Source organism: Bacillus sp. NMCC4 (genome assembly GCF_002998555.1).
Taxonomy (GTDB): Bacteria; Bacillota; Bacilli; order Bacillales; family Bacillaceae; genus Bacillus.
On the sequence record NZ_PVRA01000006.1, the window covers coordinates 1 to 26,661 of the forward strand.

The 26,661-nt window shown below is 38.2% G+C and carries 36 protein-coding genes and 1 pseudogene; 31 read left to right on the top strand and 6 right to left on the bottom strand.

Going from position 1 to position 26,661, the window contains the following annotated elements; all coding sequences use genetic code 11:
- On the top strand, nt 1-87 hold an 87-nt coding region (locus tag C6Y02_RS19180), incomplete at its 5' end, for an IS3 family transposase (protein ID WP_133257282.1).
- 56 nt (nt 88-143) lie between these two features.
- On the opposite strand, the gene pdxR is transcribed toward C6Y02_RS19180, so the two are convergent.
- A complete protein-coding gene (gene pdxR / locus C6Y02_RS13080) occupies nt 144-1,583 on the bottom strand; it encodes a MocR-like pyridoxine biosynthesis transcription factor PdxR (RefSeq protein WP_060595941.1) in 1,440 nt (479 codons plus the stop codon).
- A 144-nt stretch (nt 1,584-1,727) separates the two neighbouring features.
- Here pdxR and C6Y02_RS13085 point away from each other — a divergent pair, with 144 nt between their 5' ends.
- The 7 genes from C6Y02_RS13085 (at nt 1,728) to C6Y02_RS13115 (ending at nt 8,110) form a co-directional block, all read left to right on the top strand.
- On the top strand, nt 1,728-2,897 hold the full coding sequence (locus tag C6Y02_RS13085) for an MFS transporter (RefSeq protein WP_106031439.1): 1,170 nt from the start codon (nt 1,728-1,730) through the stop codon (nt 2,895-2,897).
- 64 nt (nt 2,898-2,961) lie between these two features.
- Nucleotides 2,962-3,237: a barstar family protein gene (locus C6Y02_RS13090; protein ID WP_106031440.1), complete on the top strand. Its 276-nt coding sequence runs from the start codon at nt 2,962-2,964 to the stop codon at nt 3,235-3,237.
- 165 nt (nt 3,238-3,402) lie between these two features.
- The gene (locus C6Y02_RS13095; RefSeq protein ID WP_066031073.1) at nt 3,403-4,353 is read left to right on the top strand and encodes an ABC transporter permease; all 951 of its coding nucleotides are present in this window, start codon (nt 3,403-3,405) and stop codon (nt 4,351-4,353) included.
- A complete protein-coding gene (locus C6Y02_RS13100; protein WP_034663507.1) occupies nt 4,346-5,296 on the top strand; it encodes an iron chelate uptake ABC transporter family permease subunit in 951 nt (316 codons plus the stop codon). The genes C6Y02_RS13095 and C6Y02_RS13100 overlap by 8 nt, the downstream gene beginning before the upstream one ends.
- Entirely contained in the window at nt 5,287-6,045 is a 759-nt protein-coding gene (locus C6Y02_RS13105; RefSeq protein ID WP_106031441.1) for an iron ABC transporter ATP-binding protein, read from the top strand. The genes C6Y02_RS13100 and C6Y02_RS13105 overlap by 10 nt, the downstream gene beginning before the upstream one ends.
- Before the next feature lie 22 nt (nt 6,046-6,067).
- Nucleotides 6,068-7,012, top strand: coding sequence for a siderophore ABC transporter substrate-binding protein (locus C6Y02_RS13110; RefSeq protein WP_106031442.1), 945 nt, complete (start codon nt 6,068-6,070; stop codon nt 7,010-7,012).
- Nucleotides 7,013-7,153: 141 nt separating this feature from the next.
- On the top strand, nt 7,154-8,110 hold the full coding sequence (locus C6Y02_RS13115; RefSeq protein WP_106031443.1) for an LCP family protein: 957 nt from the start codon (nt 7,154-7,156) through the stop codon (nt 8,108-8,110).
- A gap of 68 nt (nt 8,111-8,178) precedes the next feature.
- Here C6Y02_RS13115 and C6Y02_RS13120 read toward each other — a convergent pair whose 3' ends face one another.
- Entirely contained in the window at nt 8,179-8,541 is a 363-nt protein-coding gene (locus C6Y02_RS13120; protein WP_060595947.1) for a YhjD family protein, read from the bottom strand.
- A gap of 160 nt (nt 8,542-8,701) precedes the next feature.
- On the opposite strand from C6Y02_RS13120, the gene C6Y02_RS13125 reads away from it, so the two are divergent.
- Together C6Y02_RS13125 and lepB are read left to right on the top strand one after the other, a co-directional pair.
- Entirely contained in the window at nt 8,702-9,319 is a 618-nt protein-coding gene (locus C6Y02_RS13125; RefSeq protein WP_034663493.1) for a TVP38/TMEM64 family protein, read from the top strand.
- The gene (gene lepB, locus C6Y02_RS13130; RefSeq protein WP_034663490.1) at nt 9,319-9,831 is read left to right on the top strand and encodes a signal peptidase I; all 513 of its coding nucleotides are present in this window, start codon (nt 9,319-9,321) and stop codon (nt 9,829-9,831) included. Before C6Y02_RS13125 ends, lepB begins: the two co-directional genes overlap by 1 nt.
- Before the next feature lie 34 nt (nt 9,832-9,865).
- Here the strand turns inward: lepB and C6Y02_RS13135 are convergent, their stop codons facing one another.
- The 4 genes from C6Y02_RS13135 to C6Y02_RS13150 form a co-directional block, all read right to left on the bottom strand.
- Nucleotides 9,866-11,011, bottom strand: a complete 1,146-nt coding sequence (locus C6Y02_RS13135; RefSeq protein ID WP_060595948.1) for an AbrB family transcriptional regulator — start codon at nt 11,009-11,011, stop codon at nt 9,866-9,868.
- 415 nt (nt 11,012-11,426) lie between these two features.
- A complete protein-coding gene (locus tag C6Y02_RS13140) occupies nt 11,427-12,557 on the bottom strand; it encodes a tyrosine-type recombinase/integrase (protein ID WP_106031444.1) in 1,131 nt (376 codons plus the stop codon).
- 15 nt (nt 12,558-12,572) lie between these two features.
- Nucleotides 12,573-13,088 carry an ImmA/IrrE family metallo-endopeptidase gene (locus C6Y02_RS13145; RefSeq protein ID WP_106031445.1) on the bottom strand — a complete coding sequence of 172 codons (516 nt, stop codon included), beginning with the start codon at nt 13,086-13,088 and terminating at the stop codon, nt 12,573-12,575.
- Nucleotides 13,085-13,456 carry a helix-turn-helix domain-containing protein gene (locus C6Y02_RS13150; RefSeq protein WP_073979209.1) on the bottom strand — a complete coding sequence of 124 codons (372 nt, stop codon included), beginning with the start codon at nt 13,454-13,456 and terminating at the stop codon, nt 13,085-13,087. Before C6Y02_RS13150 ends, C6Y02_RS13145 begins: the two co-directional genes overlap by 4 nt.
- A 164-nt stretch (nt 13,457-13,620) precedes the next feature.
- Between C6Y02_RS13150 and C6Y02_RS13155 the strand changes: the two genes are divergently transcribed.
- From C6Y02_RS13155 to C6Y02_RS13250, 21 genes and pseudogenes are all read left to right on the top strand, one after another.
- Nucleotides 13,621-13,812: an ICEBs1 excisionase gene (locus tag C6Y02_RS13155; protein ID WP_306744906.1), complete on the top strand. Its 192-nt coding sequence runs from the start codon at nt 13,621-13,623 to the stop codon at nt 13,810-13,812.
- Nucleotides 13,812-14,054, top strand: a complete 243-nt coding sequence (locus C6Y02_RS13160) for a hypothetical protein (RefSeq protein ID WP_106031446.1) — start codon at nt 13,812-13,814, stop codon at nt 14,052-14,054. The genes C6Y02_RS13155 and C6Y02_RS13160 overlap by 1 nt, the downstream gene beginning before the upstream one ends.
- 56 nt (nt 14,055-14,110) lie before the next feature.
- Nucleotides 14,111-14,392, top strand: a complete 282-nt coding sequence (locus C6Y02_RS13165; RefSeq protein WP_106031447.1) for a hypothetical protein — start codon at nt 14,111-14,113, stop codon at nt 14,390-14,392.
- 330 nt (nt 14,393-14,722) lie between these two features.
- On the top strand, nt 14,723-14,929 hold the full coding sequence (locus C6Y02_RS13170) for a hypothetical protein (RefSeq protein WP_106031448.1): 207 nt from the start codon (nt 14,723-14,725) through the stop codon (nt 14,927-14,929).
- A gap of 36 nt (nt 14,930-14,965) precedes the next feature.
- Complete coding sequence (locus tag C6Y02_RS13175; protein WP_106031449.1) at nt 14,966-15,349, top strand: YdcP family protein; 384 nt, start codon at nt 14,966-14,968, stop codon at nt 15,347-15,349.
- A gap of 15 nt (nt 15,350-15,364) precedes the next feature.
- A complete protein-coding gene (locus C6Y02_RS13180; protein ID WP_106031450.1) occupies nt 15,365-16,819 on the top strand; it encodes an FtsK/SpoIIIE domain-containing protein in 1,455 nt (484 codons plus the stop codon).
- Nucleotides 16,788-17,844: pseudogene (locus C6Y02_RS13185) on the top strand (replication initiation factor domain-containing protein). Before C6Y02_RS13180 ends, C6Y02_RS13185 begins: the two are co-directional and overlap by 32 nt.
- Before the next feature lie 256 nt (nt 17,845-18,100).
- Nucleotides 18,101-18,358, top strand: a complete 258-nt coding sequence (locus tag C6Y02_RS13190) for an ASCH/PUA domain-containing protein (protein WP_106031451.1) — start codon at nt 18,101-18,103, stop codon at nt 18,356-18,358.
- Between the two features lie 16 nt (nt 18,359-18,374).
- Nucleotides 18,375-18,506, top strand: coding sequence for a hypothetical protein (locus C6Y02_RS19625; RefSeq protein WP_262982273.1), 132 nt, complete (start codon nt 18,375-18,377; stop codon nt 18,504-18,506).
- A complete protein-coding gene (locus C6Y02_RS13195) occupies nt 18,503-18,856 on the top strand; it encodes a hypothetical protein (RefSeq protein WP_106031452.1) in 354 nt (117 codons plus the stop codon). Before C6Y02_RS19625 ends, C6Y02_RS13195 begins: the two co-directional genes overlap by 4 nt.
- 6 nt (nt 18,857-18,862) lie before the next feature.
- Complete coding sequence (locus C6Y02_RS13200) at nt 18,863-19,141, top strand: hypothetical protein (RefSeq protein WP_106031453.1); 279 nt, start codon at nt 18,863-18,865, stop codon at nt 19,139-19,141.
- A 79-nt stretch (nt 19,142-19,220) separates the two neighbouring features.
- Nucleotides 19,221-19,880, top strand: a complete 660-nt coding sequence (locus C6Y02_RS13205) for a hypothetical protein (RefSeq protein WP_106031454.1) — start codon at nt 19,221-19,223, stop codon at nt 19,878-19,880.
- Between the two features lie 22 nt (nt 19,881-19,902).
- Nucleotides 19,903-22,470, top strand: a complete 2,568-nt coding sequence (locus tag C6Y02_RS13210) for a thioester domain-containing protein (RefSeq protein ID WP_106031455.1) — start codon at nt 19,903-19,905, stop codon at nt 22,468-22,470.
- A 41-nt stretch (nt 22,471-22,511) separates the two neighbouring features.
- Nucleotides 22,512-22,700 carry a hypothetical protein gene (locus C6Y02_RS13215; protein ID WP_073980122.1) on the top strand — a complete coding sequence of 63 codons (189 nt, stop codon included), beginning with the start codon at nt 22,512-22,514 and terminating at the stop codon, nt 22,698-22,700.
- A 226-nt stretch (nt 22,701-22,926) separates the two neighbouring features.
- Entirely contained in the window at nt 22,927-23,238 is a 312-nt protein-coding gene (locus tag C6Y02_RS13220; RefSeq protein ID WP_106031456.1) for a hypothetical protein, read from the top strand.
- Nucleotides 23,239-23,327: 89 nt separating this feature from the next.
- Complete coding sequence (locus C6Y02_RS13225) at nt 23,328-23,609, top strand: hypothetical protein (protein ID WP_106031457.1); 282 nt, start codon at nt 23,328-23,330, stop codon at nt 23,607-23,609.
- Nucleotides 23,610-23,633: 24 nt separating this feature from the next.
- Complete coding sequence (locus C6Y02_RS13230; RefSeq protein WP_106031458.1) at nt 23,634-23,888, top strand: hypothetical protein; 255 nt, start codon at nt 23,634-23,636, stop codon at nt 23,886-23,888.
- Nucleotides 23,889-23,914: 26 nt separating this feature from the next.
- On the top strand, nt 23,915-24,196 hold the full coding sequence (locus C6Y02_RS13235) for a hypothetical protein (RefSeq protein WP_106031459.1): 282 nt from the start codon (nt 23,915-23,917) through the stop codon (nt 24,194-24,196).
- A gap of 28 nt (nt 24,197-24,224) precedes the next feature.
- Nucleotides 24,225-24,617, top strand: a complete 393-nt coding sequence (locus tag C6Y02_RS13240) for a hypothetical protein (protein WP_106031460.1) — start codon at nt 24,225-24,227, stop codon at nt 24,615-24,617.
- Nucleotides 24,614-25,861, top strand: coding sequence for a CpaF/VirB11 family protein (locus C6Y02_RS13245; protein WP_106031461.1), 1,248 nt, complete (start codon nt 24,614-24,616; stop codon nt 25,859-25,861). The genes C6Y02_RS13240 and C6Y02_RS13245 overlap by 4 nt, the downstream gene beginning before the upstream one ends.
- Nucleotides 25,845-26,660 carry a hypothetical protein gene (locus C6Y02_RS13250; RefSeq protein ID WP_106031462.1) on the top strand — a complete coding sequence of 272 codons (816 nt, stop codon included), beginning with the start codon at nt 25,845-25,847 and terminating at the stop codon, nt 26,658-26,660. The genes C6Y02_RS13245 and C6Y02_RS13250 overlap by 17 nt, the downstream gene beginning before the upstream one ends.
- Nucleotide 26,661 lies beyond the last annotated feature (1 nt).

A 26,661-nucleotide genomic window follows, 5' to 3' on the forward strand; every position in this document is an offset into this window, starting at 1 on the left:
GAATACATTTATTATTATAACAACATTCGTATTCAAACGAAACTAAACAACCAATCACCGATAAACTATCGGCAATTGGCTGTATAAAGGTGTTTTGATCCCTGTCTCAAAAACGGGGGTCAGTCCCGACTTCCAGGCTTTTTTTACATATAAAGTATTTGCTTTAAGCGGCGGACACCCTCTTGAATCATGTTTTCGTCCGTACAGGCGAAGCCTAGCAGTAATCCCTTTCGATTGCTCTCAAAACAATAAGGACTTAATGGATAAATGCCAACGCCCGCTGCTTTGGCTGCTTCAATACTGCCTTTTTCGTCAAAGTCTGGCGCTCCTTCTAAAAAGACATGAAGACCCGTATCGGTTCCATAGATATGAAAGTGCTTGTCAAAGTGTTGTGTCAAAAGGGCATCCATCATAGCAGCCTGTCTTTTTTTATACAGCTGTCTCATTCGCCTGACATATCGCGTGAATTCTCCTTCTCTGAAAAAAGAAGCGAGTGTGATCTGTTCCATAATGGGCAGCTGTCTTTGAATGAGTGATTGCAGGGAAGCGATTTCTTTTATGACCGCTTTGGAGCCGATAATGGCAGCAAGGCGGATGCCGGGTGTCAGCACCTTGGAGAAGCTTAAGATGTAAATCACATGGTCGGGTGCTTCTGAAAATAATGAAGGAAGCGGTCCGCCATGATAACGATAATCTCCATCAAAATCATCCTCTAGTATATAAGACTGATGGCTGACAGCAAATTTCAGCAGCTGCTGCCTTCTGTTGACACTCATACATACACCGGTTGGACGCTGATGGGAGGGCGTCACCGCAATCAGCTTTGTTTGCCGTGGCACTGTATTCACCATGATTCCTTCTTCATCGACGGGTGCGGGATAAATGTTCATTTCACGATGCATAAATGAAAGCCTTGCCCCAGGAAAGCCTGGATCTTCAACAGCTACTGTATCGCCTTTTTTAAGCAATACCTGTGAAATCAAATCAATGGCTTGCTGCGTGCCACCTGTTAACACCATTTGATCTTCTTCTACATCGATTCCGCGTTCTACAGATAAGTATTGGCGTATTTCTGAACGTACTTCCCATAATCCGTGCGGGGAGGAATAGCCCCAATCTTTCATATCTAATCGCTGTAATGCTTTCGTGAGCGACCGTTTCCATATATTTTGAAAATGTTCATCGATGGCTGGCTCCTGATGTCGAAAATCAATATCGAGTTTCTCATGAAATTGATTGGCCGACAGCCAGTGGTCCATTTGTTTCTCCGCCTCTTGAAAGTGTGGTCTTACCGGAAGAGGGAAAGGCGGCTCACTTTGATGGGGAGTGGAGGCTGCATAGTGGTCACTCGAAATGACCTTTGTACCGCCTCTTCTAGATGTGCTGACATATCCTCTTGCCAGCAGTTCATCATAGGCAAGCTGTATAGTTGATCTTGATACATTGAGCTCCTGTGCTAATACCCGTGTTGGTGTTAACTGATCGTCAGGATTCAGTTTTTGTGAATGAATTTGTTGAATGATCCCAGTCACGATTTGCTGCCAGAGCGGGGTTGTACTTGAGCGGTCTAAATAAATATACATCGGACACCTTCTCTCATTGTCACATATAACATGATGATGACACGGAATTATGGAGTGGTCAATAGCATCATTTTTGGATATAGGAAGTAAGCCAAAAGGTGTGTACACTGTTCTCATATGCTTATGACTAGAGGAGAGAGTCAAATGATCCCTGCATCTAAAGAAGAAACAGCACACCTATCCATCATTCCATTTATATTCGTTTTATTTGGTCTTTTTATGATTACGACCGCAGTGAATCTGCAAGTGCCCCTTTATACGTTGTATGCCGAACAAGCAGGGTACGGAAAGGCGGCTACAGCACTTGTATTTGCTGCATATGTGTTCGGACTGATTCCAGTCTTGCTTTTTATTGGCGGCATATCTGATCGGGCTGGACGCAAACCGGTTTTATTGGTCGCGCTAAGCTTTTCGTTATGTGCTACCCTATTGATGATCGTGCACCCTACCATACAAATGCTCTTTGCGGCCCGGCTACTGCAAGGGGTGGGGCTTGGCCTGAGTGTTGGCACATGCACCGCTTATTTGATTGCTTTATATCCAGAAAAATCAAGCTGGATTCCAACTTTTATTGCGTTATGCAGTTCGGTTGGCTTTGGGGGCGGTGCTCTTTTTACGGCACTGCTTTCTTTTCAGCGTATGTCGCTTGCGCCTCTTAGCTATTGGATTGTGCTGGGCCTTTTAATCCTAACCATCGTGGGTGTCTTCTTTTTCGTTCCGCCTGTACAAGGAGATTCAGGTAAACCGATGATGAACATGCCAACATTTCCAAAAGGAACAATGCCGGCGAATGCAGCGATTGCCATCGCGTGGTCGGTGTGCGGCCTCGTCATTTCGGTTTTGCCAGCACAGCTTAAATTGAATGGATATGAATTATGGGTAGGGCCGGCACTCTTTTTGATTAATATGGCAGGTGTCCTGATGCAGCCTTTTGTTCGAAAGATGAATAGCACAGTAGCGCTCTTTGCCGGGTTTATCTGTCTTCCATGCGGATACGGCCTTTTGCTATTTGGAGCAAATAGCGGGTCCATCCTTCTTGTGCTTGCCGGAACGATGCTTGCGGGTACTGCCTGCTATGGATTTACTTATTTAGGTGGTCTTCAGCTTATTGTCGAACGGGGGAAAAAGGAGGCAGCTAGAGCCGTTGCAGGGTTTTACTTGTTTGCCTATTTAGGCCTGGGTATTCCGAGTGTTTTTATCGGTCTTTTTGCTGATCTGTACGGGACCCAGATGGTGTTAACCGTCTTTTTCTTGGTCGTTTTGGCTGCTTGTCTCATCCTTTTGATCTCAAGTGTCAGACAGAAACAAAAGTGAGGAGTCCCGCTTTCTCTTTTTCCTTCTGTTCGTTTAAAATAAAGGCATGAGAGGGGAAGATGACATGAAAAAATTGCAGCTGGACGGCGCATCGTGCAGGTCGCAAGAAGAGCTTCATGACCAACTAAAAACAGTTTTACACCTTCCTGACTATTACGGGAAAAATCTTGATGCCCTATGGGACTGTTTGACAGGAGAAGTAAATCTTCCAATAGAGCTGACATGGGTAAATTTTGAAACGAGCAAAGACGCTCTTGGCGAGTATGCAGAAAGCGTAAGGCAGTTATTTCAAGAAGCAGAAGAGGAATTGAAAGGACAATTTCAAGTGAGCATTCAATAATGGTGAAAAAGCAGCCGCTGCCGCAGGCTGTTTTTTCATGAGTTTCCGTCTTTCTCAATCTGCTATTGAATATTTTACTAGATATGATAATATATGAACTGTCGCTTAATTGATAATGATAATCATTTTTAGCGGAAAGAGCTTGATAGAAAGAGAGAAACCAGTATGAAGTTGTATCAATTAAGTTTATTATTTGTATGTTTGGCATGTGTATCACTGTTTGTCGGTGTACAGGATCTGTCCATTTTACAGATGTTTCATTTAACAGATGAACAATTACATACGTTAGTTTCAAGTCGCATCCCGCGTCTCATGAGTATTGTGCTTGCTGGCATGAGCCTTAGTTTATGCGGCTTTATTATGCAAAGCATGACGAGGAATAAATTTGTTTCACCAACCACTGCAGGAACGATGGATTGGGCGAAGCTTGGTATTTTAGCAGCAATGCTTGTTTTTACACATGCGAGCCCGCTCATGAAAATGGGAATCGCGTTTCTATTTACTTTAGCTGGGAATCTTCTTTTCTTAAAAATCCTGCGGCATATTAAGGTGAACGATACGATCTATGTACCGTTAGTCGGCTTAATGTTTGGCGGGATTGTCAGTTCAATATCTACGTTTATAGCCTATAAATATGATCTGATCCAAAACGTATCTGCATGGCTTCAAGGGGATTTTTCTCTTATTGTTCAGGGGCGTTATGAACTGCTCTATGTGAGTGTTCCACTATTGATCATCGCGTATTTATATGCTGACCGCTTTACAGTGGCGGGTATGGGTGAGAGCTTTGCCATCAACTTAGGTTTAACGTATAAACGTGTGATGGCGGTTGGTTTGGTGATCGTTTCGATGATTACATCTGTCACCATATTAACTGTCGGAATGTTGCCATTCCTAGGCTTAATCATTCCGAATATTGTATCGATCTACCGCGGCGATCACTTGAAAAAGAGCCTTCCGCATACAGCCTTACTAGGAGCCATTTTTGTTCTGATTTGTGATGTGCTCGGAAGGGTGATCATTTATCCATATGAAATTTCAGTTGGGCTCATGGTAGGCATCGTCGGAAGTGCGATCTTCCTGTACATGTTATTAAGGAGGAAACGCTATGCATAAGAAACGTACATTATGCCTGATTGCAGCCATTGCAGCCGTGCTGATCGTGATTTTCATTACCTTTCAAATGGGGTACTGGCCGTACACAGTGCCAAGTCGTTTAAAGAAAGTGCTGGCGATGACATTGACGGGAGGCGCGATTGCCTTTTCATCTGTTGTCTTCCAAACCTTGACCAACAATCGAATCTTAACGCCGAGCATACTGGGTTTAGACGCACTGTACTTGTTTTTGCAGACAGCGATTATTTATCTGTTTGGCTCGGCCAATTTTATGATCGTCAATAAAAACCTGAATTTTTTCCTTTGCGTTGGGCTGATGATTCTATTTTCTGTGCTGTTATATACGGTGATGTTCAAACGCAAAAATAAACACATTTTCTTGCTTCTGCTTGTTGGTATTGTCTTTGGGACATTGTTCAAAAGCCTTTCTTCTTTTATGGAAATGCTGATTGATCCAAATGAATACCAGGTCGTACAAGATAAATCCTTTGCAAGCTTTAATCACATGAACACAGATATCTTACTCATTGCTTCTGTTTTATTTGCGGCGCTGTGCCTTTACATTTGGACATTCCGCTCCAAATTAGATGTCATGTCACTTGGGAAGGAGCATGCGGTGAATCTGGGAATTGACTATGACAGCATCACAAAAAAGATGCTGATCGTGATAGCCGTTCTTGTGTCCATCGCAACAGCACTTGTCGGACCGATTACGTTCCTCGGCTTACTCGTCGTGAACGTGGCAAGAGAGCTATTTCGTACATACCGGCATACGTACTTGCTGCTAGGCTCTTTTTTCATCAGTGTGATTGCCCTTGTAGGCGGGGAGTTTCTTGTCGAAAAGGTATTTACTTTTCAAACGCCGCTGAGTGTCCTGATTGATTTAGTAGGCGGATTGTATTTTATTTACTTACTTTTAAAGGAGAGTCGTTCATGGTCGTGATGAAGGGAGTCAGTAAGACATATAACGGAAAAACAGTGCTTCACGAAACAACTGTCAGTGTGAAAAAAGGACAGCTGACCTCTCTCATTGGTCCAAATGGTGCGGGTAAGAGCACGCTTTTGTCCATCATGAGCCGCCTGATTCAGCCAGACACAGGTGCAGCTTATTTACAGGACAAACCATATAGCGCGTATCCTCCGCAGGAGCTAGCGAAAAAGATGAGCATTTTAAAGCAGGCCAATCACATGAGTGTGCGCCTGACCGTACGGGAGCTTGTCAGCTTTGGCCGTTTTCCTTACTCACAGGGCTATCTGACAAAAGAAGATGAGAAGATGATCGATGTGTCTCTTCAATACATGAGGCTTGCCGATATCCAGCATCAATATGTAGATGAACTGAGCGGCGGACAAAGGCAAAGAGCCTTTATTGCGATGGTGCTGGCTCAGGATACGGATTATATTTTCTTAGATGAGCCTTTAAACAATTTGGATATGAATCATTCTGTTGAGATGATGAAGCTCTTTCAGCAGCTCGTCAAAGATCTTGGGAAAACAATTGTTGTGGTTCTCCATGATATTAACTTTGCATCTGTGTATTCCGATCATATCGTCGCTTTAAAAGATGGACAGGTGATCAAAGAAGGCGGAGTAGAAGAAGTGATTCAAACAGATGCACTTGAACAAATTTATGACATGCGCATACCGATTGAAGTCATTCACGGTGAGCGTATTTGCTTATATTTTTCCTAAAAAAATGAAGAGGTGATCAAGTATGAAAAAATGGAAATGGATGATGACTGTATTAACAGCGATTGTTGTACTCGCTGCCTGCGGGAACCAAGGAAAAACAGAAGGAACAAAAGAGGAAACCGTCACGGTAAAAGACATGCTCAATAAAGACGGCGTGAAGATCAAGAAAAACCCGAAAAAAGTCGTCGTGTTTGATATGGGAAGTCTTGATACGCTGGACAAACTAGGTGTGGATGTGACAGCTTTACCAAAACAAGTCGTGCCTAAATATTTATCCAAATATGAAGGTGACAAATATGAGAATGTCGGCGGTTTAAAAGAGCCGAACTTCGAAAAAATTGCAGAGTTAGATCCTGATTTGATCATTATCCAGAACCGTCAATCAGATGCATTCGATGAATTTTCTGAAATTGCTCCTACGATTTTGATGGATGTAGACACTGCCAACTATATGGAATCATTTAAAAAGAATGCCACGACGTTAGGGGAAATTTTTGATAAGGAAGACGAAGTCAAAAAAGAACTAGCAGCCATTGATCAAAAAGTAGATGCATTAAAGAAACAGGCAAAAGAGTTGAAACAGAATGGTTTAATGATCATGGCCAACGACAGTAAAATGACAGCCTTTGGTGCTAAGTCAAGATACGGACTCATCCATGATGTGTTTGGTATCACGCCGGCAGATCAAAAGCTTGAGCCATCTGACAAACACGGACAAAGCATTTCATATGAGTACATGGTCAAAACGAATCCGGATTACTTATTTGTCATTGATCGAGGCGCAGCGATCGGAGAAGAAACTTCTGCGAAACAGCTTGTTGAAAATGATTATGTGAAATCAGTCAAAGCGGTCAAAAACAACCATGTGGTGTATTTGAACTCTGACATGTGGTATTTATCTGGCGGCGGCCTTGAATCATTGACTGCCATGATTGATGAAGTAAAACAAGGAATTGACCAAAAATAATGGAAGAAAAGCTGCTCATACTGAGCGGCTTTTTTTTATTGTGGATTCATAAAAATATGTTGCGTGCAGGAAACTTTCATCAAAATATGTTATAGTGGAACCTACATTGATAGACTAAGATAGAGTGAGGGTTCGGAAAGGATGAAGGAAAAAACAAGATCAAAAAGAAGGCTGAGACCTTGGGTGAAAGCCGTGCTGTTTATCATGGCTTTTGTCATGGTGATGGCAGTGTCCGTGACAGGATATGCTTACTATAAAATTTCAAAAGCGTCGGATAAGGCGCAAGTGTCATTAGAAAGAGGAGACACCTCGCAAAAGCGTGTGAAAGCTTTTGATCCAGGAAAAGACAGCTTCTCGGTGCTGCTGCTTGGAATTGACAGCCGTCCAGGTGAAACGGTAGACGAAGCAAGAAGTGATGCGGTCTTACTGGCGGCGGTGAACCGAACAGAGAAAACCATCAAGCTCCTCAGTATTCCTCGTGATTCTTATGTTGATATACCGGGAAGAGGATATGATAAAATCGCCCACGCCCATGCGTTTGGGAGTGCAGATTTGTCAGTCAAAACGGTCGAAAACTTGCTGAACATTCCTGTAGATTATGTGATTTCAGGGAACTTTAAGGCGTTTCAAGACATTGTGGATGAGTTAAATGGAATTGACGTCACGATTGAAGATGAAGGTATCGCAAAACAAATGGAAAAGGATTCAAAGGGAAAAGTTCATGTGCAGACAGGCGCCCATACATTAAATGGTGAAGAAGCATTAGCCTTTGTGAGAACGAGAAAGGCAGACAGTGACCTCATGCGCGGAAAGCGCCAAATGGAAGCACTTCAAGCCATCTTTGAAAAATCTAAATCCATTTCTTCGATCCCGTCATATGACAACATCATTGATACACTTGGTGATAATGTTTCAACCAATCTGTCCATGAAGCAGTTTATCGGTCTTTTCCCGTTATTGAGCTCATTGAAATCAGTGGATACCATTCAGCTGAAGGGCCATGATTATCAGCCTGGGAATGTGTATTACTTTGAGTTAGATGGCGCTGGATTAGAAGAAGTGAGAACAGAGCTGAGAGAACAGCTTGAATTATCATAAATAAGTAGGAGCCTGCCGCTGTGGCAGGCTTTTTGCTTTGAATGGGTAAGCGCGACAATGAAGCAAATTCAGTTCGCTTGATGAAGAAAATACTGAGTCAGCAGTTCCTCTACCCGGTGGCGTATACGTGGATTAAAGTATTTATGCTTTTCTTCATAGCCATCTATGATAAATAGATAAGTTGTAAATCCTTCATCGTGTTCAATTTGCTGTACCTTCATTTTTTCTTTACGTAAATGCTGCTTCAGTTCATAAAGTGCTTTCTGTGCTTCCTTTAAGGCAGAGGTCACAAGCTGAATGTATGGTTCATTTAGTTTAAATGTTTGATGTTGTTTTAAGTGAGTCAAATCACGATTGAGGATGGAGATGACCATTGGAAGAAAGATGGCCTGTTCCATCATCTGAAGCTGTATTCTTGATAGTCTCGTCATGTCCAAGCCTGCTTTCTTTATATATGTATAGAACACTTGTTCTTATTTATTATATCGAATGAGTCAACCAATCTCAAGGGGGCAGGGTGGATTCATTTGTATATTTTTATGTTTTCCATGTAAAATGAAAAGTAGACAAACCTTGAAGGAGTCAAAGAAGTTGACATCATTTCTTTCCCTATTTACTCATGAAAATATCACATCATTTTTTGAAAGCTACAAGGCCTTTGGACCGATTGTGGCCATATTGCTACCCTTAATAGAAGCATTTCTTCCGTTTTTACCACTCGTTGCGTTTGCTGTAGCGAATGCAAATGCATTTGGCCTTTGGGAAGGCTTTTTATTGACCTGGATTGGCGCAAGTGCAGGGTCTATTCTTGTCTTTTTGCTGATCAGAAAATTTGGACAGATGAGAATGCTCAACTTTATCAGTAGGCATCCTTCCATTAAAAAATTGATGCTTTGGGTGGAGAAGCGAGGGTTTGGTCCGTTATTTATTTTACTTTGCTTTCCTTTCACGCCCTCTGCTGCTGTCAATGTTGTAGCGGGTTTATCAAGAATTAGCTTTTGGCAATTCTCATTAGCTGCTTTATCTGGCAAGTGTGTCATGCTTTTTATCATTAGTTTTATTGGCTATGATCTTTCTGCTTTAGTTAAGAATCCGTTAAGAAGTGTTTTTGCGGTTCTAGTTATCGCGTTATTATGGTATGTTGGAAAGAGAGTAGAAAATAGGTTGAACATTCGAATGAGCAAGCGTGAGGACAAAGGAGGCTCTTAATGAAAAAGAAGCCATTGCTATGGTTGATGATTATTACAGGCATCGTCTTATTGTTCCAAGTAAAGAATTTCATGTTTGTCACGTACAAAGTAGAAGGGGTTAGTATGGACCCAACTTTTACAGATGGAACAGAATTATTAATCAATAAGTTCTCGCCAAAACTCACGAAAATTAGCCGGTTTGATTATGTGTTATTTCACGGACCTAAAAATCAAATCTTGATCAAACGGGTCATTGGACTCCCAGGAGAAACGATCAAGTATGAAGATGATCAGTTATTTGTCGATGGTGAAAAAAAGAAGGAACCTTATTTAAAAGAGCAGAAAAAACATAAAATGGGGAACGTCCTGACAGGAGATTTTCAGCTGAAAGCCATCACAGGAGACGATAAAATCAAAAACAATCATTACTTTGTGGTTGGAGATAACCGAATACATAGCTTTGACAGCCGGCATTTTGGCACCATTTCAAAGGATCAAGTCGTCGGTGTCAAAAGGAATACCAGCGAATAAAAAAGGCGCTCTGCATATGCAAAGCGTCTCTTTTTTATTTTGCGGCTTTATAATCAGGCTGCCTTTTTGCCCAGACATGATGTAAGAACCGGAAAAACGGTGGCAGCATTGCAATGACGAGAATAATTCTGACGACTTGTACAGCCACAACAAAGGTAGAATCCTCGTGAAGTGTGACCGCTGTTGTTGCCATCTCTGCAATACCGCCAGGCGAAAAGGCAAGAATGGCTGTAATGACAGAAATGCCTGTAATCTCAGCAATGGCAATAGAGCTGAGGACAGTCGCAGCAATTAGCCCGGCTGAGCTGACGACAGCCACAATGAGAGTGTTTTTTAGTCCAACAAACATCTGTTTATTCATTTTTGATCCGATGGTTGCACCTAGAAATACTTGAGACGCAATGTTCGCTTGTGCCGGCCAATAAGGAATCAAATCATAACCTATGAGTGCGCCCGCACCAACTTGAAGAGCTGCGACGCCTAGCATGCTGCCGATCAGCCAAGGGGCAGGGAAATGAAGACGAACTGCCAGGCGTGACATGAGCCAGGCACCTAAAATAAGTGCAGCGGTCCAAGAGATGTTTGACAGGGTGAAAACGCCCGAAGAAAAGGCACTTCCTTGCGTAGCTACAACCGCATCCGCTTCGTTTTTTGTATTTAAATAAAACACTGTAAAAGGGATAGTGAGTACAACCATTAATACACGTATCGTTTGCACGAGACTCACAACAGCTGTATTTGCTCCCACCTCTTGGGCAATCCCCGGCATAGCGGATAAACCGCCGGGGGCAGTTCCGACAAAGCTTGTCAGCATATCTGTTTTGCTCAGCTTCCATAAGACAAAGCCTGAGAGCATCGCCAGTAGAATAGAAAAGACGAGCATGAAACTCACAGGGAGCCAATTTTCAGCGAAAATGTGAAGGACCTTCATATTCATTTTCTGTCCGAGTTCGATTCCGAGAATGAATTGACCAAGGAGCAGCCATCTGCTGTGAATACGTAAGGTGCTAGTTCCTTTACGCTGAAACAGGGTGGGGCGGCGCATGGCAATAAAAGCTGCTGTGATTAATGTACCAACCATCCAGCCAATAGACATTCCTGTTAAAGACAAAAGAAATCCACCTAAACCGCTTATCGCAATCAGAATGAGATCGGTTCGAAGGCTGTTTCCTTGTTTCATCACATGTAAACCTTCTTCCTATATGTTTGTTCAGTAAGTGAAATGTTGTTATCTTCACTATAATACAAAAGTCTCTATAAATAAAATACGATTTTTTTTACCATTTTCATAAGATTATCTTATCAATAAATGGTTAGCAAATTCTTATAAAGAAAGAAATAATTTTTACCAAAAGCAAAGTCAATATACAACGATTTTCCCCTATTTATCTTATCAGTTGACTATCATTTTCAATTACACTACAATGCTTATTGTTAATTAAGATTTTATTGATAGAAATGCTTATTTCAGCTATGTTAATTATGTAAAAATGCCTTAAATTATATGTATTTTATTAGTTATGGAGTATTTGTGGAGTACAATACTCCATTTTTTTGTTCTCAATAAAGAAAAAAGAAATGAGCTGTACTCATTTCTAAAGGAACGACAAAGAATCTAATTTCTTCGAAAGCTGCTTTTGTCTGCTAGGGAAGAGATGTCCATAGGTATCTAAAGTGAAGGTTACTGATTTGTGTCCTAAGCGTTCGGAAATCAATAGTAATTCTTCACCTTGATGTATTAGTAGTGAAACATGTGAATGTCTAAAGCCATGAAATTTAATTACTTTTAAAGATTGACTTGTTGATTCATTTATCTTGTGGCAAGTTTCTTTGATGAGTTGGTTGATATAATGAGTGCTGGGGATTTTCCCATCTTTTTCAAAGATTGGAGTCTGTGGTGTTTGAATTAAACCTAATTCATCATACTTATTTTTTTGCTGTTTTCTCCATTTTAGTAACATATCGGTTAGTTTTTTGTTGATGCTGATTGATCTTATAGAGTTGGGTGTTTTCGGTGTAGTGACAATATTTTTTTGGTTTAATCTGTGATATGTTTTGTTGATGTTTATTACTCCTTCTATTGTATCTAAATCTTCCCAAGTTACTGCTTGTGCTTCTCCTATTCTTGTGCCTGTCAAATATGCGAATGTATATAGTGTCTTATAATAATTTTGTTTTGGCTTCAGAAAGTTTATAAACAATTTGAAGTCTTCAGGAGTCCAGATGATTATTTTATTAGAAGTGTCTCGAAGATTTTTTACATCAACACAAGGATTCTTTTTAACAATTCCTTCTTTAATTCCTATTGAAAAAATGTTGTGTAGAATTATCATAATTTGATTTATTGTTGATACTTTTAAATCTTTATTTATTAAATGTTGCCTGAAATTTGTTACTTCTGTGTAAGTGATTTTATTTACAAGGGAATCTTTGAAGAATGGAACGATATGTTTATTAATCGAAAGTGTTCTGTTATGTACAGTAACTTCTTTTAAATTTTGTTCCATATGATTAAAATATAGAGCTAATAAATATTTAAAATTTGCATTCTTTTCATAATCTAATTCACCATTTCGGTACTTACTTTTAATGCGGTAATAAATTTCTTCGGCTTCTTTTTTGGTGCTGGCAATTTTAGTTTTTCTTCGTCTTGCTCCGGTTATGGGATCGAAGCCTACACTTATATCCACTTTATATTTTCCATTAGACATTTTTTTTATAGGCATATCTTAAACTCCTTTCTATACAATTATTTTCCCAACGTTCTGAAAGTTTTGAGGAGTTGGATTAAACAACCTAAGTTGAGCAGCTTTTTGTTCTACAATAAATTCTGGTAAGTCATTAAGAAAGGCAATTTGTTGTATTCTCCATTTATTTAGATGATAAGTAAATGTGTTTATTAAGTTGTCGGGTAATAAAAGTTCAGCAGCGAAGACGTTTGCTTGATCTTCTAATTTCTTTTCTAACTCAATTGAACAATTGTGTAATTTAAAAGAGTTTAAATCTTTGTGTAAAAAGTAGTGTCCTAGTTCGTGAGCTATTCCGAATTTTTCCCATTCATAATTAGAGTTTATGTGTATGAGATAGGTATCTGTATTTTCATGATACTGTAAACAACCTCTTACGGTGCCTAGGTCGTTTTTAAGAATTGGTATATTTAAGGATTGGCAAATATTATAAATGTCGTTGCCATTATGCTCTTTTAATAAGTGTTGTACTTTGTGTTTGATTCTTTTGTCTGTATAAATCTTTATCACTCTTTCTTTTTCATGGCCTCGGCATACTCAATGCCATTTTTTAAAGCTTTTTTTATTAGATTGGCTGTTTCCTCATCAATGTCACCATTTTTGAGGAACATAAGTGTTTTTTCTTCTTTTAATTCTTCAATGGCTTCATTAATAGCCTTTTCTAAATTATTTCTTTCTTTACTAGGGCGATCCAATAAATAGTCAGTGGAAACATCAAAGAAGTTAGCAATTTTATTTAATGTGTCACTTGTTGGAAGTATCTCTTCATTCTCGAAGCGAGCAATAGAACTTTGACTTAAATATAAAAGATGTGCAAGTTCTTTTTGGGTAAGTTTTTTTGATTTTCTTAAAGTTTTTAATTTATAACCAAAACTCATATTTCCGACCTCTTTTTTTCTTATAATATTACATATAGTAATAAAATAAACAATGAACATCAGTTTTTTATGCGTAATATGCATTTTTTATGTTGACTTTATGCGTATACTCATTTAATATAAGGTTAAGAAATGATTATACGCATATTTCAGGAGGCGATATGATGAGTTTTTTAAACGTCAAAGATGTCCAGAGAATATTGAATGTTAAACAGGCAACTGCATACGAAGTCATTAGAAAATTAAATGCGCAGTTAACAATGCAAGGGTATCAAGTTGTTAGAGGTAGAGTGGACAAAAGTTATTTTGAAAAAAGTTACCTTTATTCAGATAGTAGAGAAAAGGTGACAGGCTAATGAATTATTCTCAAACAAAAGACACAATGAAAAAGGCTGTATCATTAGCAAAGCAGCTTGAAGGGAATTGGTCAGCGAGAATGAAGATGGCACTTAATAAAGTGTACATAGAGCATTATTTATCGCAGCCATTGACACGAGAAGTAATTGAAAAGTTGTTACTAAAAGGGATGTCATTTCGACGAATCAAAAAACATTATAATGTCGGAATGCAAGAAATTTCTTCTCTTCTCGCTAAATGAATAGTGTGAGTTTACACCACTATAAAGCGTGAGAGAAAAGAGAGGTTGTGAAGTAATTGAGCCTTTTAGAATTTTTCGATCAATCCTTAAAGAGGTTTGAAAATGAAAAAGAACCAATTACATTTGCTCTAGCAGCAGTAATTCAAAAAAAGATTGATGAGTCACTGCACGAAGAATATGAGGAATTTGATCAATGGTTTAGACAAACGTTTTATTCAGAGGGGAAGCCGACGCATTATTTTAGGGTGCCTCTTGTTGACGAATCACCAGTCATATTCGGCGGTAAACCAAAAGTTATTCTTTTGAATGGCCCATATGTGAGTGGAGTATCTGTTTAAAAAGGAATGATGTTCCTTGAAAAATACATACAGACAAAAAAAGCGTCCTTGACTGTATCAAGAACACTCATAATAAAACCTAGACAATTTTATTATATGTGATTTTTGATCAAAAGTCATGCGTGAGTATTTGACGATTAACAGTAATCATGTTTCAAATACTGTAGCAGGCTAGAAGAAGCGTGCGAAATAGCTGTAAGCAGCTTGATGATCATAAATGATCTACTAGGTTGCCATGACTGGCTATGCTGTGAGCGACTGATAAGCGCCATGAGGACAGATTCAGAGTCGGAGCGATTCTTTTTTAAATATAAATCTGGAGGGCATTAAATGACCATCCAATATTTTAGAGATTCAGAAGGTAAAAAAGGTTCAATTGGAACGAAAGTGATAATTATTCATGCATTTTGGAAGTCTGTTGAAGAGAAGATTCTTACTGTAGATCGAATAGTCAGCATAGGTGAGGGAAGAACTCGCCTCTATTTTAAAGAACGTGGTTTTGCTAATCCAAAGTTAGTTAAAATTATTGAAAAATAAAAATCGTGATGAACACGTAAAAAGAGGAGATTTATAATGGAATTGAAATTTATTGTACCTAATATTTCAGAAACTTTCGGCGAAGTTAAATTTATGGGCTTAAATCGTGATCGATTCGTCTTTGATAGAGTACGTAACCAAAGAACGGATCAATTGGAATCAAGAACTTATAACTTAGGGTCTAGCTGTCAAGGTGGTCAAATTGAAGTTACATTGCCCGCAACGGTCGAACTTAAAGAGTTTGATTTTATGAGTAGTGTTGAATTAGTAAATCCAATTATTAAAGCGCAAGCACGTGCCAATGGAAACTTTGCTAATGTGTCGTGGACTGTTGTTGCTGATGATATTATTCTTAAAGGCTCAAATGCTAATGCTGCAAAAGTAACACCATCAGCCCCAGCGACAAATGATAAAAAGTAATAGTGTTAGGGGTGGATGACCATTTCTAAGCTATGGAAGTATAAAGGGACAAAGATTCGTCCTAGACATAAAAATAACGTGGTGAAAACAGGTGCATTAATAAGTGTACCTGTTTTTTTGTTGCTCATGATACTCTTTTGGAAAGATCATCTTTGGATTATATATGATAAGGGTTTAGAGGCTACATTTCAAAACTTCACCTTTAATAAGCCGTTAATTATTAAGAGTTTATTGGTGTCTCTCATAGTACCTGCGGCTTTAATTTTTGTGTGGTATTTCATCTTTCATCATAACTACAAAAAAATTTATCATAGGCAGAAAATAGCACGAATGATATTTTCTAATAAATTCTATGAAACAAAAAACGTAAAGAGTAAGGTGACTGATAGGATGATTCAAAAAATCTCCTATTTTCCTAGGTTTTATTATAGGGTCAAGGATAATCATTATATTATTATCAAAATTGCTATGGATATGAGTCGCTTTCAACAAAGGTTTATGGAATTGAACAAGGAATTTGAAAATGGGTTATTTTGCGATTTGGTCTCAACTGATATGGAAGAAGGTTATTACACCTATAAGTTGCTATTTGATGCAGGAAGAAACCGCATATCAATCGATGAAGCGGTCGTTGAAAAAGGTTCTATGACACTAATGAAACATATTAAATGGGATTTTGATTCGTTACCGCACATGCTTATTAGTGGTGGCACAGGTGGGGGGAAAACATACTTCATTCTTACCCTTGTAAAGTCTTTTGTTGCTTTTGGTGCGGATGTACGTATATTAGACCCTAAAAATGCCGATTTGGCTGATTTAGAAGGAATTTTTGAAAGGAAGGTGTTTTCTCGTAAAGGCGGTATTATGATGACTTTGAAAAATTCTGTTGAGGATATGATGCAGAGAATGGAGGATATGAAAAGTCATCCGAATTATAGAACTGGGGAAAACTATGCTTATTATGGATTTAAGCCTGTTTTTATCATATTTGATGAGTACGTGGCGTTTATGGATATGCTAGATTTTAAGGAGCGTGATAAAGCGATTCAAGATATTAAGCAAATAGTCATGCTTGGAAGACAGGCAGGCTTTTTTCTCGTTGCAGGAGCGCAACGTCCAGATGCGAAGTATTTTGCTGACGGAATAAGAGACCAGTTCAATTTCCGAGTATCTTTAGGAAAAATGTTTGATACAGGTTATGGGATGCTTTTCGGTGACACAGATAAAGCATTTGTAACTAAAGATATTAAAGGAAGAGGCTATGCATATGCAGGATCGGACAATATTATGGAATTTTATAGCCCTTTGATACCAAAAGGTTATGATTTTATTGAAGAAATCCGACTTGCTAAGGAAGGAGCGCAGGGCGCGCAGGCGGCGACAGCCGCAAGCGACAGCGAAAGCGCCCGAAGTGACTTAGGAGGAGTGAGCGCAGCGAATGACGGGGAAAATGAAACCCCCCCACGCTAACAGGGGGGTAGTAATGTAAAATGAATAGAATAGAAAGTGCTGAAAATCCTTTAGTATCAATGGTTGACTACATACGTGTTAGTTTTAAAACACATGATGTAGATGACATTATCGAAAATATTTTGCACATCAATAAGGATTTCATGACAGAGAAACAAACTGGCTTTTATGGTTATGTGGGCACTTGGGAAATGGATATGATTAAAGTGTTCTACAGTACCGAAGGTGATGACAGAGGAACTTTGATAGAGTTTTCTGGTAAAGGATGCAGACAGTTCGAATCCTTCCTAGATTGCCGAAAAAAGACATGGTTTGATTTCTTTCAAGAGTGTCTTGATAGAAAAGGTAAATTCACAAGATTGGACTTAGCCATTGACGATAAAGAAACATATTTTTCAATTCCCGAGCTATTACAAAAAGCTCAACAAGGTGAATGTATTTCTCGTTTTAGAAAGTCGGACTATAATGGTTCATTCAGTTTAAACGATGGGCTATTGGGTGGAACAACTATGTATTTCGGTTCTAAAAAATCGGAAGCGTATTTGTGCTTCTATCAAAAGGGACATGAACAAGCTGAAAAATTTAATATTCCGTATGAAGAAATTCAGGATTGGAATAGATATGAAATCCGTTTGAAAAATGATAGAGCGCAAACGGCTGTGTGTGAGTTGATCAAGGAACGAGATTTAACTTATATAGCATTGCAGATCATCAACAATTATATAAAGTTTGTTGATCCTAACGAAAGAGACAGGCGATTTTGGGAACCAAGTGAATTTTGGTCAAGATTTGTCGGTGATGTGGGTAAACTGAGTTTGTACATGAAGCCGGAAAAGGACTTTTATGAAAAGTCCCGTAACTGGTTGAAAAATAGCTGTGCACCCACAATGAAGATGATCTTAGAAGCTGATAGAGCAACAGGTCAAAATGATTTGTCTGACATGATAATAAACGCAGAGTTGCAAGATAAGCATGAAAAGATGTTGGAAACATTCTTAACGCCAATTCATGAAATGGTGGTTTGATTTTAGGTGCTTGCTGCTAATAAACACAGGTGATGCGTATATCGTTTGTGTCAACGGTAAGCGCACCGTAGGGAGCATTAAGGAGTTGAAACAATCAGCGCCCCCAAACCCTTTTAATGTCTCAAAAGGTCATCACACCTTTTGAGCTGCCTACCGGCGAGGGAGTCCCCCGAAGAATCGGGGGAATAGGGGGATGAGTTCTTAAAGGATAGTCAAAAGACTGTCCTTTTTGTTTTGATGAAAGGAAGGGATTGTTTTGAATGAAACAGTGCATGACCTTAAAATAATGCACCAGTTTTTTTGGGCATTAAAAACAGGGATAAAGGGTTTTGAAATTCGCAAAAATGACAGAGATTTTCAAGTAGGTGATATCGTTCGTTTACGTGAATATAAGGAAGGACAGTATACAGGAAGGCTTGTTTTGGGGAGGATCACTTTCATAACTTCCTTTGAACAGAAAGGTGATTATGTTGTTTTGAATTTCAAAAGGCTTCGATTGGATGAAGCTGTGTAAGTATGGGGGGATGACTTTGGCGAGTAAATTAAACACAAAAATTCTTGTTGTTGAGTCCAATGAGCCTAACTATAAAAACATTGCTGAAGCAGTTTTAGTATTAACAAGGGACGTTGATCTCTCCTTTAAGAAGGATGAAGCCGTATGAAGTATGAAGGGTATCAAAAATTCGCTTTTAACTGCTTTTCAATATTAGTTCCGATACTTTCTTTGTTGTTGAGTTTTTATCTTTTAGTGGCTGTTTTAGCGTCTTTTCTTTATGTTGAACAAAGTGATTTGATGAATGCATTAGGAATAACTATTTTTGTGTTTGGTCCTTTATGTGTGATCTTTACGAATATATATCATTATGTGAAAAAGGATAGTTTGCTTAAAAGATTAATTAGGAAAATGTGCGATTTAGAAATGTCTTTCTTCTATATCGTTGGCATGTTTCTATTAGTTTTTTTACTCCTGCATAATGGAATTGCTTTTGTTGTTGACTGGTGGAATAGGTGAACCATCATGAGCCAATGGAAAGGGTTAGATCATAGGCTGAATAATTTGGGTTTTATGGTTGGTGTTCCTTCTTTGGTGTATGAAAGGCAATTGAGTCGTGAGTGGTTTTTGATTGTAGAGGGGGAACGTATAAAAGGATTTTCGGAATATAGATACTCCTTTTATAAAACTAAGTTTATGAAAGATGGAAGGATGACCAGTACCAAGGTATTTATAGAAAGAACCAGTGTGAGACAGGTGTATAATAAGGTGCTAAATTACATCAATTATTTGGAAAAAAACTAAAGTTTTTGATGTAAAATACTACAAAAAATGGTATAATTGTATTAAGAATAAAACGAAAAAAGAAGGAGTCGGGGAGACTATGAAAGCGAAAAAAGTTGTAATTAGTCTAGGGTTGGCGGGCGCATTAGTTGGTGGAACTATTTGGGGGTTCTCTGCTGCAAACGCAAAGCAGCAGACACAAGATAAACACCAACCAAAAACAGCTATTGTTAAAGAAAAGGCGGAAACTAAGAAACTTAAACCGAAAAAAGAACAAGTGAAGAAGAAGGAAGTAAAAGAGATAAAAGAAGTTAAGAAGGAAAAGCCTAAAAAGGTAAAGAAAGTCGAAAAGCAGCAAAAACAGGTCGTTAGTGAGCAGCCGCAACAAAAAGAAAGAATTGTTGCTGTCAGTGAACCGAAAAAGAATAGCAATAGTAGTGTTAGTAATGCTCCTGTGAAAAAACAACAAACAAAAGTATATAGAAATACAACTGGTTCTTCTAGTCCTTCAAAAAGTCATGTTCAGCCAAAAAAGAAATACGTGAGTAATGGCGGTTCAAATCACCGCCAAAGTAAATCCAGTTCGCCTAAAAAATCAACTGCTGTTCCTAAAAAGTCCCCTAGTTCTTCTGGTGGAACATCTACTACAGGTGAAAAAACTGGCGGGGGGAAAATAAAAAATTCTGATTCAACTTATGAAACTGGTACGTTTGATGCTAATGATTTAAATGGTGTCCCGTGGGATGAATTGAATAAGTAATTAACTGAAGGTGTTCAAAAATTTGAGCACCTTTTTATTTTTAGGGGGGGAAAAGTTTTTAATGATTAGAAGGAGATCATTTAAAAGTATAGTCTTACTCATGATTGTGGTTATGTTTTCTGTTTTTCCGAAAGCGGAAGCGACTGAGGGAGGCGTGAAAACCTTCGGTATAAACTATGATGGCTATTTAGAAATGAATGGTGAAGTTCTGTATATGTCCGTTGATGGTAAACGAGAGAAAGCAACGCTAGAAGAATTAATCCAGAAGGGGGACAAAGATCAAGAACTATTATTAGAAAGCGATATTGAAGAGAATGATAAAGGAGTTTTATCTTTTATATTCTCGTTTTTTGCTACTGGTAAAGTAAAGGCAGCAGCACCCAAGATTGAATATAAAGGTGCAATTAAGTATCGTGGCTCAGTAGTAGGGGATTTTAGAGTAGACGGTAAACAAGCATTTTGTTTTCAGCATTCTAAAGCGTCTCCCCCTACGGGATCAAAGTATAAAGAATCTGTTCCTTACGACAACGAAAAGGTACAAAGGGCTTTGTATTATGGTTGGGGTGGTCAAGGTAATATTTTTACGGATAGAAAACAAGGGATTGTAATTACTTCTTTAATACTCGATAGGCTGTATTCAAATGGTGATTCGGGAAAGAATCTCCCTGGCTATGAAAAATTGTGGGATTTAACCTTGAATGGAAAAGATTTAAATAGAAAAGTAAGATTCACAAATACTAAACTGACTGTAGCTGTAAAGGGAAACAAGCAAGTTTCTGAAACGACGAAACTTAATGCGGACAAAGAGAATTATGTTACAATTTCTGTTCCTAATGGTATAACTTTAGTTAATGAAACAAGTGGTAAGAAGGTAACTGAAGGCAAAATGAAAGTTTATGGGGAACAGAAAATACATCTAGAAGCTGATTTAGATAAAAAATATAATTACAGCACTGGGGAATTAGGCAGCAACATGAAAATATTTCAGCCTTTAATAACGAAGCCTAGTGGGGGGAATACACAGGTTTTGGGTTATGGGGATTGGTATACTGACCCGAACAATACAACATCTTTTACTGCTGTATTTAAAGTGCGCCAGAAGAAAATCAATGTGCAGCACATTGATAAATATTCTGGAGAAGTCTTGGAAAAGGAGAGCTATACAAGAAACATAGGTTCAACGTATTCATTTACGCCTAAAGCGTCCATTGCAAAAGGGAAAGAAAAATTCATCCCTGTGAACACCAACAAGAAAACGGGCACATTAGGAAACAAAGATGTGACGGTAAAGTTTTATTACATTTTGGAGAGATCTGTGACGGTTAATTATTATGATAACCGTACAGGCGATAAGATCAAGGAAACCAAAAAGTATAAAAAAGTGCGTGGTGAAAATTATTCAGAAAAACATCCTACAATAAAAGAAGGTGAATACACATACCGTTATGTGAAATCGACAGGAGACAAAGAAAGTGGAACGATTGGCGGCAAGAATATTGTCATCAATTATCATTATGATAAGCCATTAGCAAAGCTATCGTTTGATAAGCTGCAAATTTATACAGCGCAATGGGAAAAGGGTCTTCCTGTCAAAGTGTATTTATCAAAGGATTTGAATTACAAGTCTAGCTTGAAAGATATGAATGACAAAAAAATCACAGTGGCGTTATATCGTGGCACGACAAAAGTCACGTCAAAAACGTATACTGCAAAAGAATTGCCTAAGAAAATTAATATGACAATTCCTTCAAAGTATTTGAAGATTAATGACAAGGCTCTTTACACTGTGAAATTCACAGGCTTCGACAAAAATGATTTTAAAATTTCTGCTGCTGTATCTGAATTAAGTACGGATGGATATGCAGCAAGCGAAAAAACGATCAAGGCAACTTCTGAAAAGCAAAAAGAATTGTCATACAAAGGCGTTGTGATGACTGAAAAAACGCCATCAGCAGGAAAGGTTTATTATGAAACACTTACTTTCCCATTAGCGAAAATTGAAAAGAAGAAAACGGGCTATGGAACGAAACGTGAAATTGATCTTCATTATGAAAATGAAATTGGCAGCAGCATTAAGCCATCATTTGACTTTGAAGTTCCCACACGTTTAGTCGATAGTTATTTGTCGTATAAAAAAAGCGGCGATAACTCGATGATTACTATGGAACAAACGAAAGCGACTAACAAAAAACAGGGAGAAACGTCAGTCTATGACCTTGTGTATGAGCTTCCGCATATAAACGTTGAGCGACACACAGGCAACCTGTTCAGCGATCAACAGGTGAATGATAAAGACAAAAGAATTTCTTATGAATTGATTGACGGAGGGCGAAAATTTTACACGCCAATTTGGTCAGACTTGGGGAATTACGAAACGAAAATCAAGTCAAAACCAATGGGTGTCAATTTAATAAAGACAGAAGTCACCGAACAATTGGAGCTTTATGCGTCCATGTATGCTCACATGGACAGTAAAACCATAGATCAAGATGAAGTGTTGCTGAAACCTGTTTATGCTAGTGATCCATTCCCTAATGGATTACCAGAAGGATGGACTAAAAAGGACTTAGATTGGGTCATGTCTAATTAATTTTGCATCTGTATCAGTATCAATTAAGGAGAGATGAAGATATGAAAAAGGAAATAGAAATATATTTTGTTATTGTTGGTTTTTTCGGATGTGAGGATGGAGTTAGTACGAAAGAGATTGGTGCATTCGGTAGCTATCCCAGTGATGATCAAATAAAGTGTGCTGTGGAAGAGATGTCTCATTCTCAAAAGAACTTTTTATATTTGAAGGTGGAGAAAAGATACAGTTAAGTGATGCGAATATTGCTTGTGTCAACGGTACCGGAACGTAGTGAGGATAAGGAGTTGAAACAATCAGCGCCCCCAAACCCTTTTAATGTCTCAAAAGGTCATCACACCTTTTGAGCTGCCTACCGGCGAGGGAGTCCCCCATGAGTGGGGGAATAGGGGGAAGAGTTCTTAAAAGATAGTCAAAAGACTGTCCTTTTTTGTTTCAAAAGGAGGTGAATGTAATGCCATGTGTGAGGATCAAAAGACTGTAAAAACTAAAGCTTTTTATCTTACTAACAGAGATCAATATATTCTTGATTTAGAGGATAATGGTCTATTAGATGATGGAGAATCAATATACTCGGAAGCCCTTGAAGAATCTCTTAATTCGTTTGGAGAAATAGTTAGGACAGAAGTTTATGCGTATAGAGAAGAAATAATAGAGGATGAATTTCTAAAAGGAAAATTAATACGACTAGAATTTAGGGTGATACCATCCGAGAGTCATTCGGAATTAATAGAATTGTGCTATATGGGGTACAGCATACTTTTAAAATGAAATCTTTTCTGAAATAAAGGAGGGAAAACATTGATTTTACATTTATGCTGGCTTTGAAGTACAAGATTAATGGAAGGAGATTATAAATAATGTCATTTGTTTTTGAAAACATATCTACTTTCCAAAACGAGCTGCAAAGGGTTGGGTCTCAATCGCCTAGTGGCTCTTTTTTGAGAGCTTTACGAGAGAATGTTGCAAGTGGGGCTGAATCTTTTGAGGTTCATGGAAATTTGGAAGAAGGAGAAGACTCTTATATTTTGAGAGTCTTCTTTACAATTGATGGCTCGAATGAAAATGCTGAAACGCCTATAGCTGCTTTACCTGTCTGTCGCTTTGATTGTTTGTGGCTGGAAAAAAAGAATGAAGATTAAAGATAAATAAGGAGGTATTGAAAATTGAGCTATGACTTAAAGAACCAAAATGACTTGGTAAACGAGTTAGAAAGAGTCGGATGTTTAGGAGTCTATCACAACATAATGATGGAACTCGATTATTTTCCAGTAGATGAAAAAGCCGTCGTTGTTGAATTTGTCAAAATTGAAGGGATTCGCCATAGGCTTGCGGTGACTTTTGTGCGTAATGAAGGAAAAGGCGATCAGTTTTGGCGATCGTGGTCATTTGATCATTTGGTGCTAGAAAAAAGAGAGTGAGGGAGCTGGAAAGGAGGTTAAAGATTATGCAGCATAGTTTTATAAATTACGGTACTTATCAAAAACAAATGTCTGAAATCGGCTGTTCTTCCTTAGCAGATGATTTGTATATTCAACTTGTCGAACGTATAAAAGGTGGAGAAACTGGAGCAATTGATCTTACAGGAAATATTACTTTAGGTGATAAGGACAGTAATGGGAATTACAAATTAAGCCTTGTGACTGTTTCTTTCAATGCTCATATGAATGACGATGGGGTATGTGAAGTGTCTTTTGAACGTGTCAATGTCTCGGAAGTTGATTGGTGAAAAAATCCGTTGAAGGGAGGGAGGGGATTTGAAAGAATTACCCTTAAAAATGATCTTACTGGCGTTTGCGATATTTGTTGTTAGTATTCTTGTCTATTACTATACGACTGATTACAAGCAGCATAGCATTATCAACACTATGAATGAATCGGCTCGTATAGCCAGTATGCGGAATGTTGATAACAGTATCCGTACAGAAGAAGGAAAGGTTGAATTATCCGAAAGGGCTTTTGAATTGAATTTTGAAAGCTCTTTTAAAGAAAAATCCAACGTAAATCTTGGGAAAACATCTTTCAAATATCAGTATTTGAAAGACATAGATGGGAAAATGAAAGCTGTAAAAATTGCTTTGACTGACGAAAAAAAGAAAACCTATCGGACGACATTAGTCGTCGATAAGCCGAAAGGAGAACGTAAATGAATAATGCTGCAAATGTTGCGGTTGATGAACGAAAGCAATTGATAGAGAAGGTTCGGGCGCATTTGAAACGACATCACAAGTCTGACTTGTTGAATGCTTACGTTGATTCACAAGAGAGACAGAAGATGAAAGAAACACTCAAAAAAGATTTCCCACATTTGAGTGATGAAGAATTGGAATATTCCATGAGGGAGATTGTAGGATTCGGAGTAATTGAAGAAATTATGGAGCAATATAAAGACGTTACTGATATTTCCTTCAATGGTACACACCTTGATGTTGTAACAAACACAGGAAAAATACGATATGGGAAAATTGATGAAGAATATATTGTGAAGATCATTAAAAAATTTGGAAATGCATGCAAAAAAGAGTTTACACCCAATTCTCCAATTATAGATGCAACCTATGGAAATTTGCGCTTAAATGCTGTTCACAAAAATATCGCTCAATATGGAACTACAATGGCCTTGCGAATTGTAAGACCCAGATTGGCGCTTACTAAAGAAAATTTTACTGCTTTTGCACCAGAATACGTCTACTCAATTTTTGAAGCAATTATTGCTTCAAAATCAAATGTTATTATCAGTGGAGAAACTGGCACTGGTAAAACAGAATTACAAAAATTACTGATCTCAATGATTGACTACAAAGATCATATTATTATGATCGAGGATACACCAGAGAGCCACGTAAAAACTCTATTTCCTGATAAGGATATCAAATCATGGGTTACGAATGCTTCTACAAGCATTGGAGATTTGGTGAAAGCTGGACTAAGAAATAATCCAGTTTGGATGATTCCTGCGGAAGTTAGAGGTAAAGAAGCCAGTGAAATGATACAGGCTGCCCTGACTGGTCATAGATTGATTGCTGGACTTCATTCAGAAAGTGCGCGAGCTATTGTATCAAGACTTATCAATATGATGAAGATGGGGGATGTAATTGATGAGGAATCAATGAAAGAAGACCTTTACCGTTATTTAGATTTCGGAGTGCATCTTGAAAAAATTACTGGGAAAGATGGAAAAGTAATTAGGTATCTAAAAGAGATCGTGGAGTTTTTGCCAGGTGGTGAAGTCTTGACGGTTTTTAGGTGTGATCTAACAAATGATGGTTTCAAATATCATGATGGTGGAAGAATAAGCAGCAACTTTGTCAAAAGAATGATGGAAAAACTGGTCCCGATTGAGTTGCAAGAAAAACTAGCTGAAAGGTTGACTATGCATGAAGTTAATACGTAAGAGGAAACTCTATAGGTTAAATGAAATTCATGCGATGGCTCAAGCATTTGGGCAACCATTAAAAAAGAAGGCATATGTTAAATTCGCTGTAGTCCCTTTTCTTTGCTTTGGTGGGTTTTCATATCTCCTTTTCCATTATTGGTGGATGGCTTTGGCTGGTGGATTTATAGGGAGCTTATACGGGTGGTTCTTTCTAATGCAAAAACAAGTCAAGAACGACTATGAAAGAGCAGCCCTTGAAGAAAGAAACAGGTTCTTGAACAATATGACGCAGATGCTAACCAATGAGAATATGACTTTATTAGAAACCTTCTCTACCTGTACTGGTTATGCAGAAGGGGAGTTGAAAGAAAAGCTTATTGATTTAAGAGCTGTCTTGGTTGATGGAACTGAAAAAGAAATAATTGAAGCGTTTCGTGTGTTGAGAGATTTTTATAAAAGTGATGTGCAATTCGATCAGTTCTTGGAACAACTGGCAATTATGTTAGTCGAAGGGAGCACATCTATTGATTCATTACGAGACACTAAAAACTTTCACAATCAAATTCTAGTGAAGCAGGAAAAATTTATTCAAATGAAAAAAGCTCGTAGACGTGACTTTAATACGATGATTTTTTATTCAGTAGCATTTATTGGTGCTTTGATGTTTTCGTTCACCATTCCAAAATTCATCAACATCTATGCACATACTGTGGTGGGAATGATTACGAGTTCCTTGTACCTGCTTATTATATTTGGGCTGTACCACTCTTTTAACAAAAAGTACTTCGATGACACCATAACGGAGGTGAAGATTTAAA

Coding starts and splice junctions, on each gene's coding strand:
- pdxR (WP_060595941.1), bottom strand. CDS start 1,583: ATGTATATTTATTTAGACCGCTCAAGTACAACCCCGCTCTGGCAGCAA.
- C6Y02_RS13085 (WP_106031439.1), top strand. CDS start 1,728: ATGATCCCTGCATCTAAAGAAGAAACAGCACACCTATCCATCATTCCA.
- C6Y02_RS13090 (WP_106031440.1), top strand. CDS start 2,962: ATGAAAAAATTGCAGCTGGACGGCGCATCGTGCAGGTCGCAAGAAGAG.
- C6Y02_RS13095 (WP_066031073.1), top strand. CDS start 3,403: ATGAAGTTGTATCAATTAAGTTTATTATTTGTATGTTTGGCATGTGTA.
- C6Y02_RS13100 (WP_034663507.1), top strand. CDS start 4,346: ATGCATAAGAAACGTACATTATGCCTGATTGCAGCCATTGCAGCCGTG.
- C6Y02_RS13105 (WP_106031441.1), top strand. CDS start 5,287: ATGGTCGTGATGAAGGGAGTCAGTAAGACATATAACGGAAAAACAGTG.
- C6Y02_RS13110 (WP_106031442.1), top strand. CDS start 6,068: ATGAAAAAATGGAAATGGATGATGACTGTATTAACAGCGATTGTTGTA.
- C6Y02_RS13115 (WP_106031443.1), top strand. CDS start 7,154: ATGAAGGAAAAAACAAGATCAAAAAGAAGGCTGAGACCTTGGGTGAAA.
- C6Y02_RS13120 (WP_060595947.1), bottom strand. CDS start 8,541: ATGACGAGACTATCAAGAATACAGCTTCAGATGATGGAACAGGCCATC.
- lepB (WP_034663490.1), top strand. CDS start 9,319: ATGAAAAAGAAGCCATTGCTATGGTTGATGATTATTACAGGCATCGTC.
- C6Y02_RS13135 (WP_060595948.1), bottom strand. CDS start 11,011: ATGAAACAAGGAAACAGCCTTCGAACCGATCTCATTCTGATTGCGATA.
- C6Y02_RS13140 (WP_106031444.1), bottom strand. CDS start 12,557: ATGCCTATAAAAAAAATGTCTAATGGAAAATATAAAGTGGATATAAGT.
- C6Y02_RS13150 (WP_073979209.1), bottom strand. CDS start 13,456: ATGAGTTTTGGTTATAAATTAAAAACTTTAAGAAAATCAAAAAAACTT.
- C6Y02_RS13155 (WP_306744906.1), top strand. CDS start 13,621: ATGAGTTTTTTAAACGTCAAAGATGTCCAGAGAATATTGAATGTTAAA.
- C6Y02_RS13160 (WP_106031446.1), top strand. CDS start 13,812: ATGAATTATTCTCAAACAAAAGACACAATGAAAAAGGCTGTATCATTA.
- C6Y02_RS13170 (WP_106031448.1), top strand. CDS start 14,723: ATGACCATCCAATATTTTAGAGATTCAGAAGGTAAAAAAGGTTCAATT.
- C6Y02_RS13175 (WP_106031449.1), top strand. CDS start 14,966: ATGGAATTGAAATTTATTGTACCTAATATTTCAGAAACTTTCGGCGAA.
- C6Y02_RS13180 (WP_106031450.1), top strand. CDS start 15,365: ATGACCATTTCTAAGCTATGGAAGTATAAAGGGACAAAGATTCGTCCT.
- C6Y02_RS13195 (WP_106031452.1), top strand. CDS start 18,503: ATGAAGTATGAAGGGTATCAAAAATTCGCTTTTAACTGCTTTTCAATA.
- C6Y02_RS13200 (WP_106031453.1), top strand. CDS start 18,863: ATGAGCCAATGGAAAGGGTTAGATCATAGGCTGAATAATTTGGGTTTT.
- C6Y02_RS13205 (WP_106031454.1), top strand. CDS start 19,221: ATGAAAGCGAAAAAAGTTGTAATTAGTCTAGGGTTGGCGGGCGCATTA.
- C6Y02_RS13215 (WP_073980122.1), top strand. CDS start 22,512: ATGAAAAAGGAAATAGAAATATATTTTGTTATTGTTGGTTTTTTCGGA.
- C6Y02_RS13220 (WP_106031456.1), top strand. CDS start 22,927: ATGTGTGAGGATCAAAAGACTGTAAAAACTAAAGCTTTTTATCTTACT.
- C6Y02_RS13225 (WP_106031457.1), top strand. CDS start 23,328: ATGTCATTTGTTTTTGAAAACATATCTACTTTCCAAAACGAGCTGCAA.
- C6Y02_RS13235 (WP_106031459.1), top strand. CDS start 23,915: ATGCAGCATAGTTTTATAAATTACGGTACTTATCAAAAACAAATGTCT.
- C6Y02_RS13245 (WP_106031461.1), top strand. CDS start 24,614: ATGAATAATGCTGCAAATGTTGCGGTTGATGAACGAAAGCAATTGATA.
- C6Y02_RS13250 (WP_106031462.1), top strand. CDS start 25,845: ATGAAGTTAATACGTAAGAGGAAACTCTATAGGTTAAATGAAATTCAT.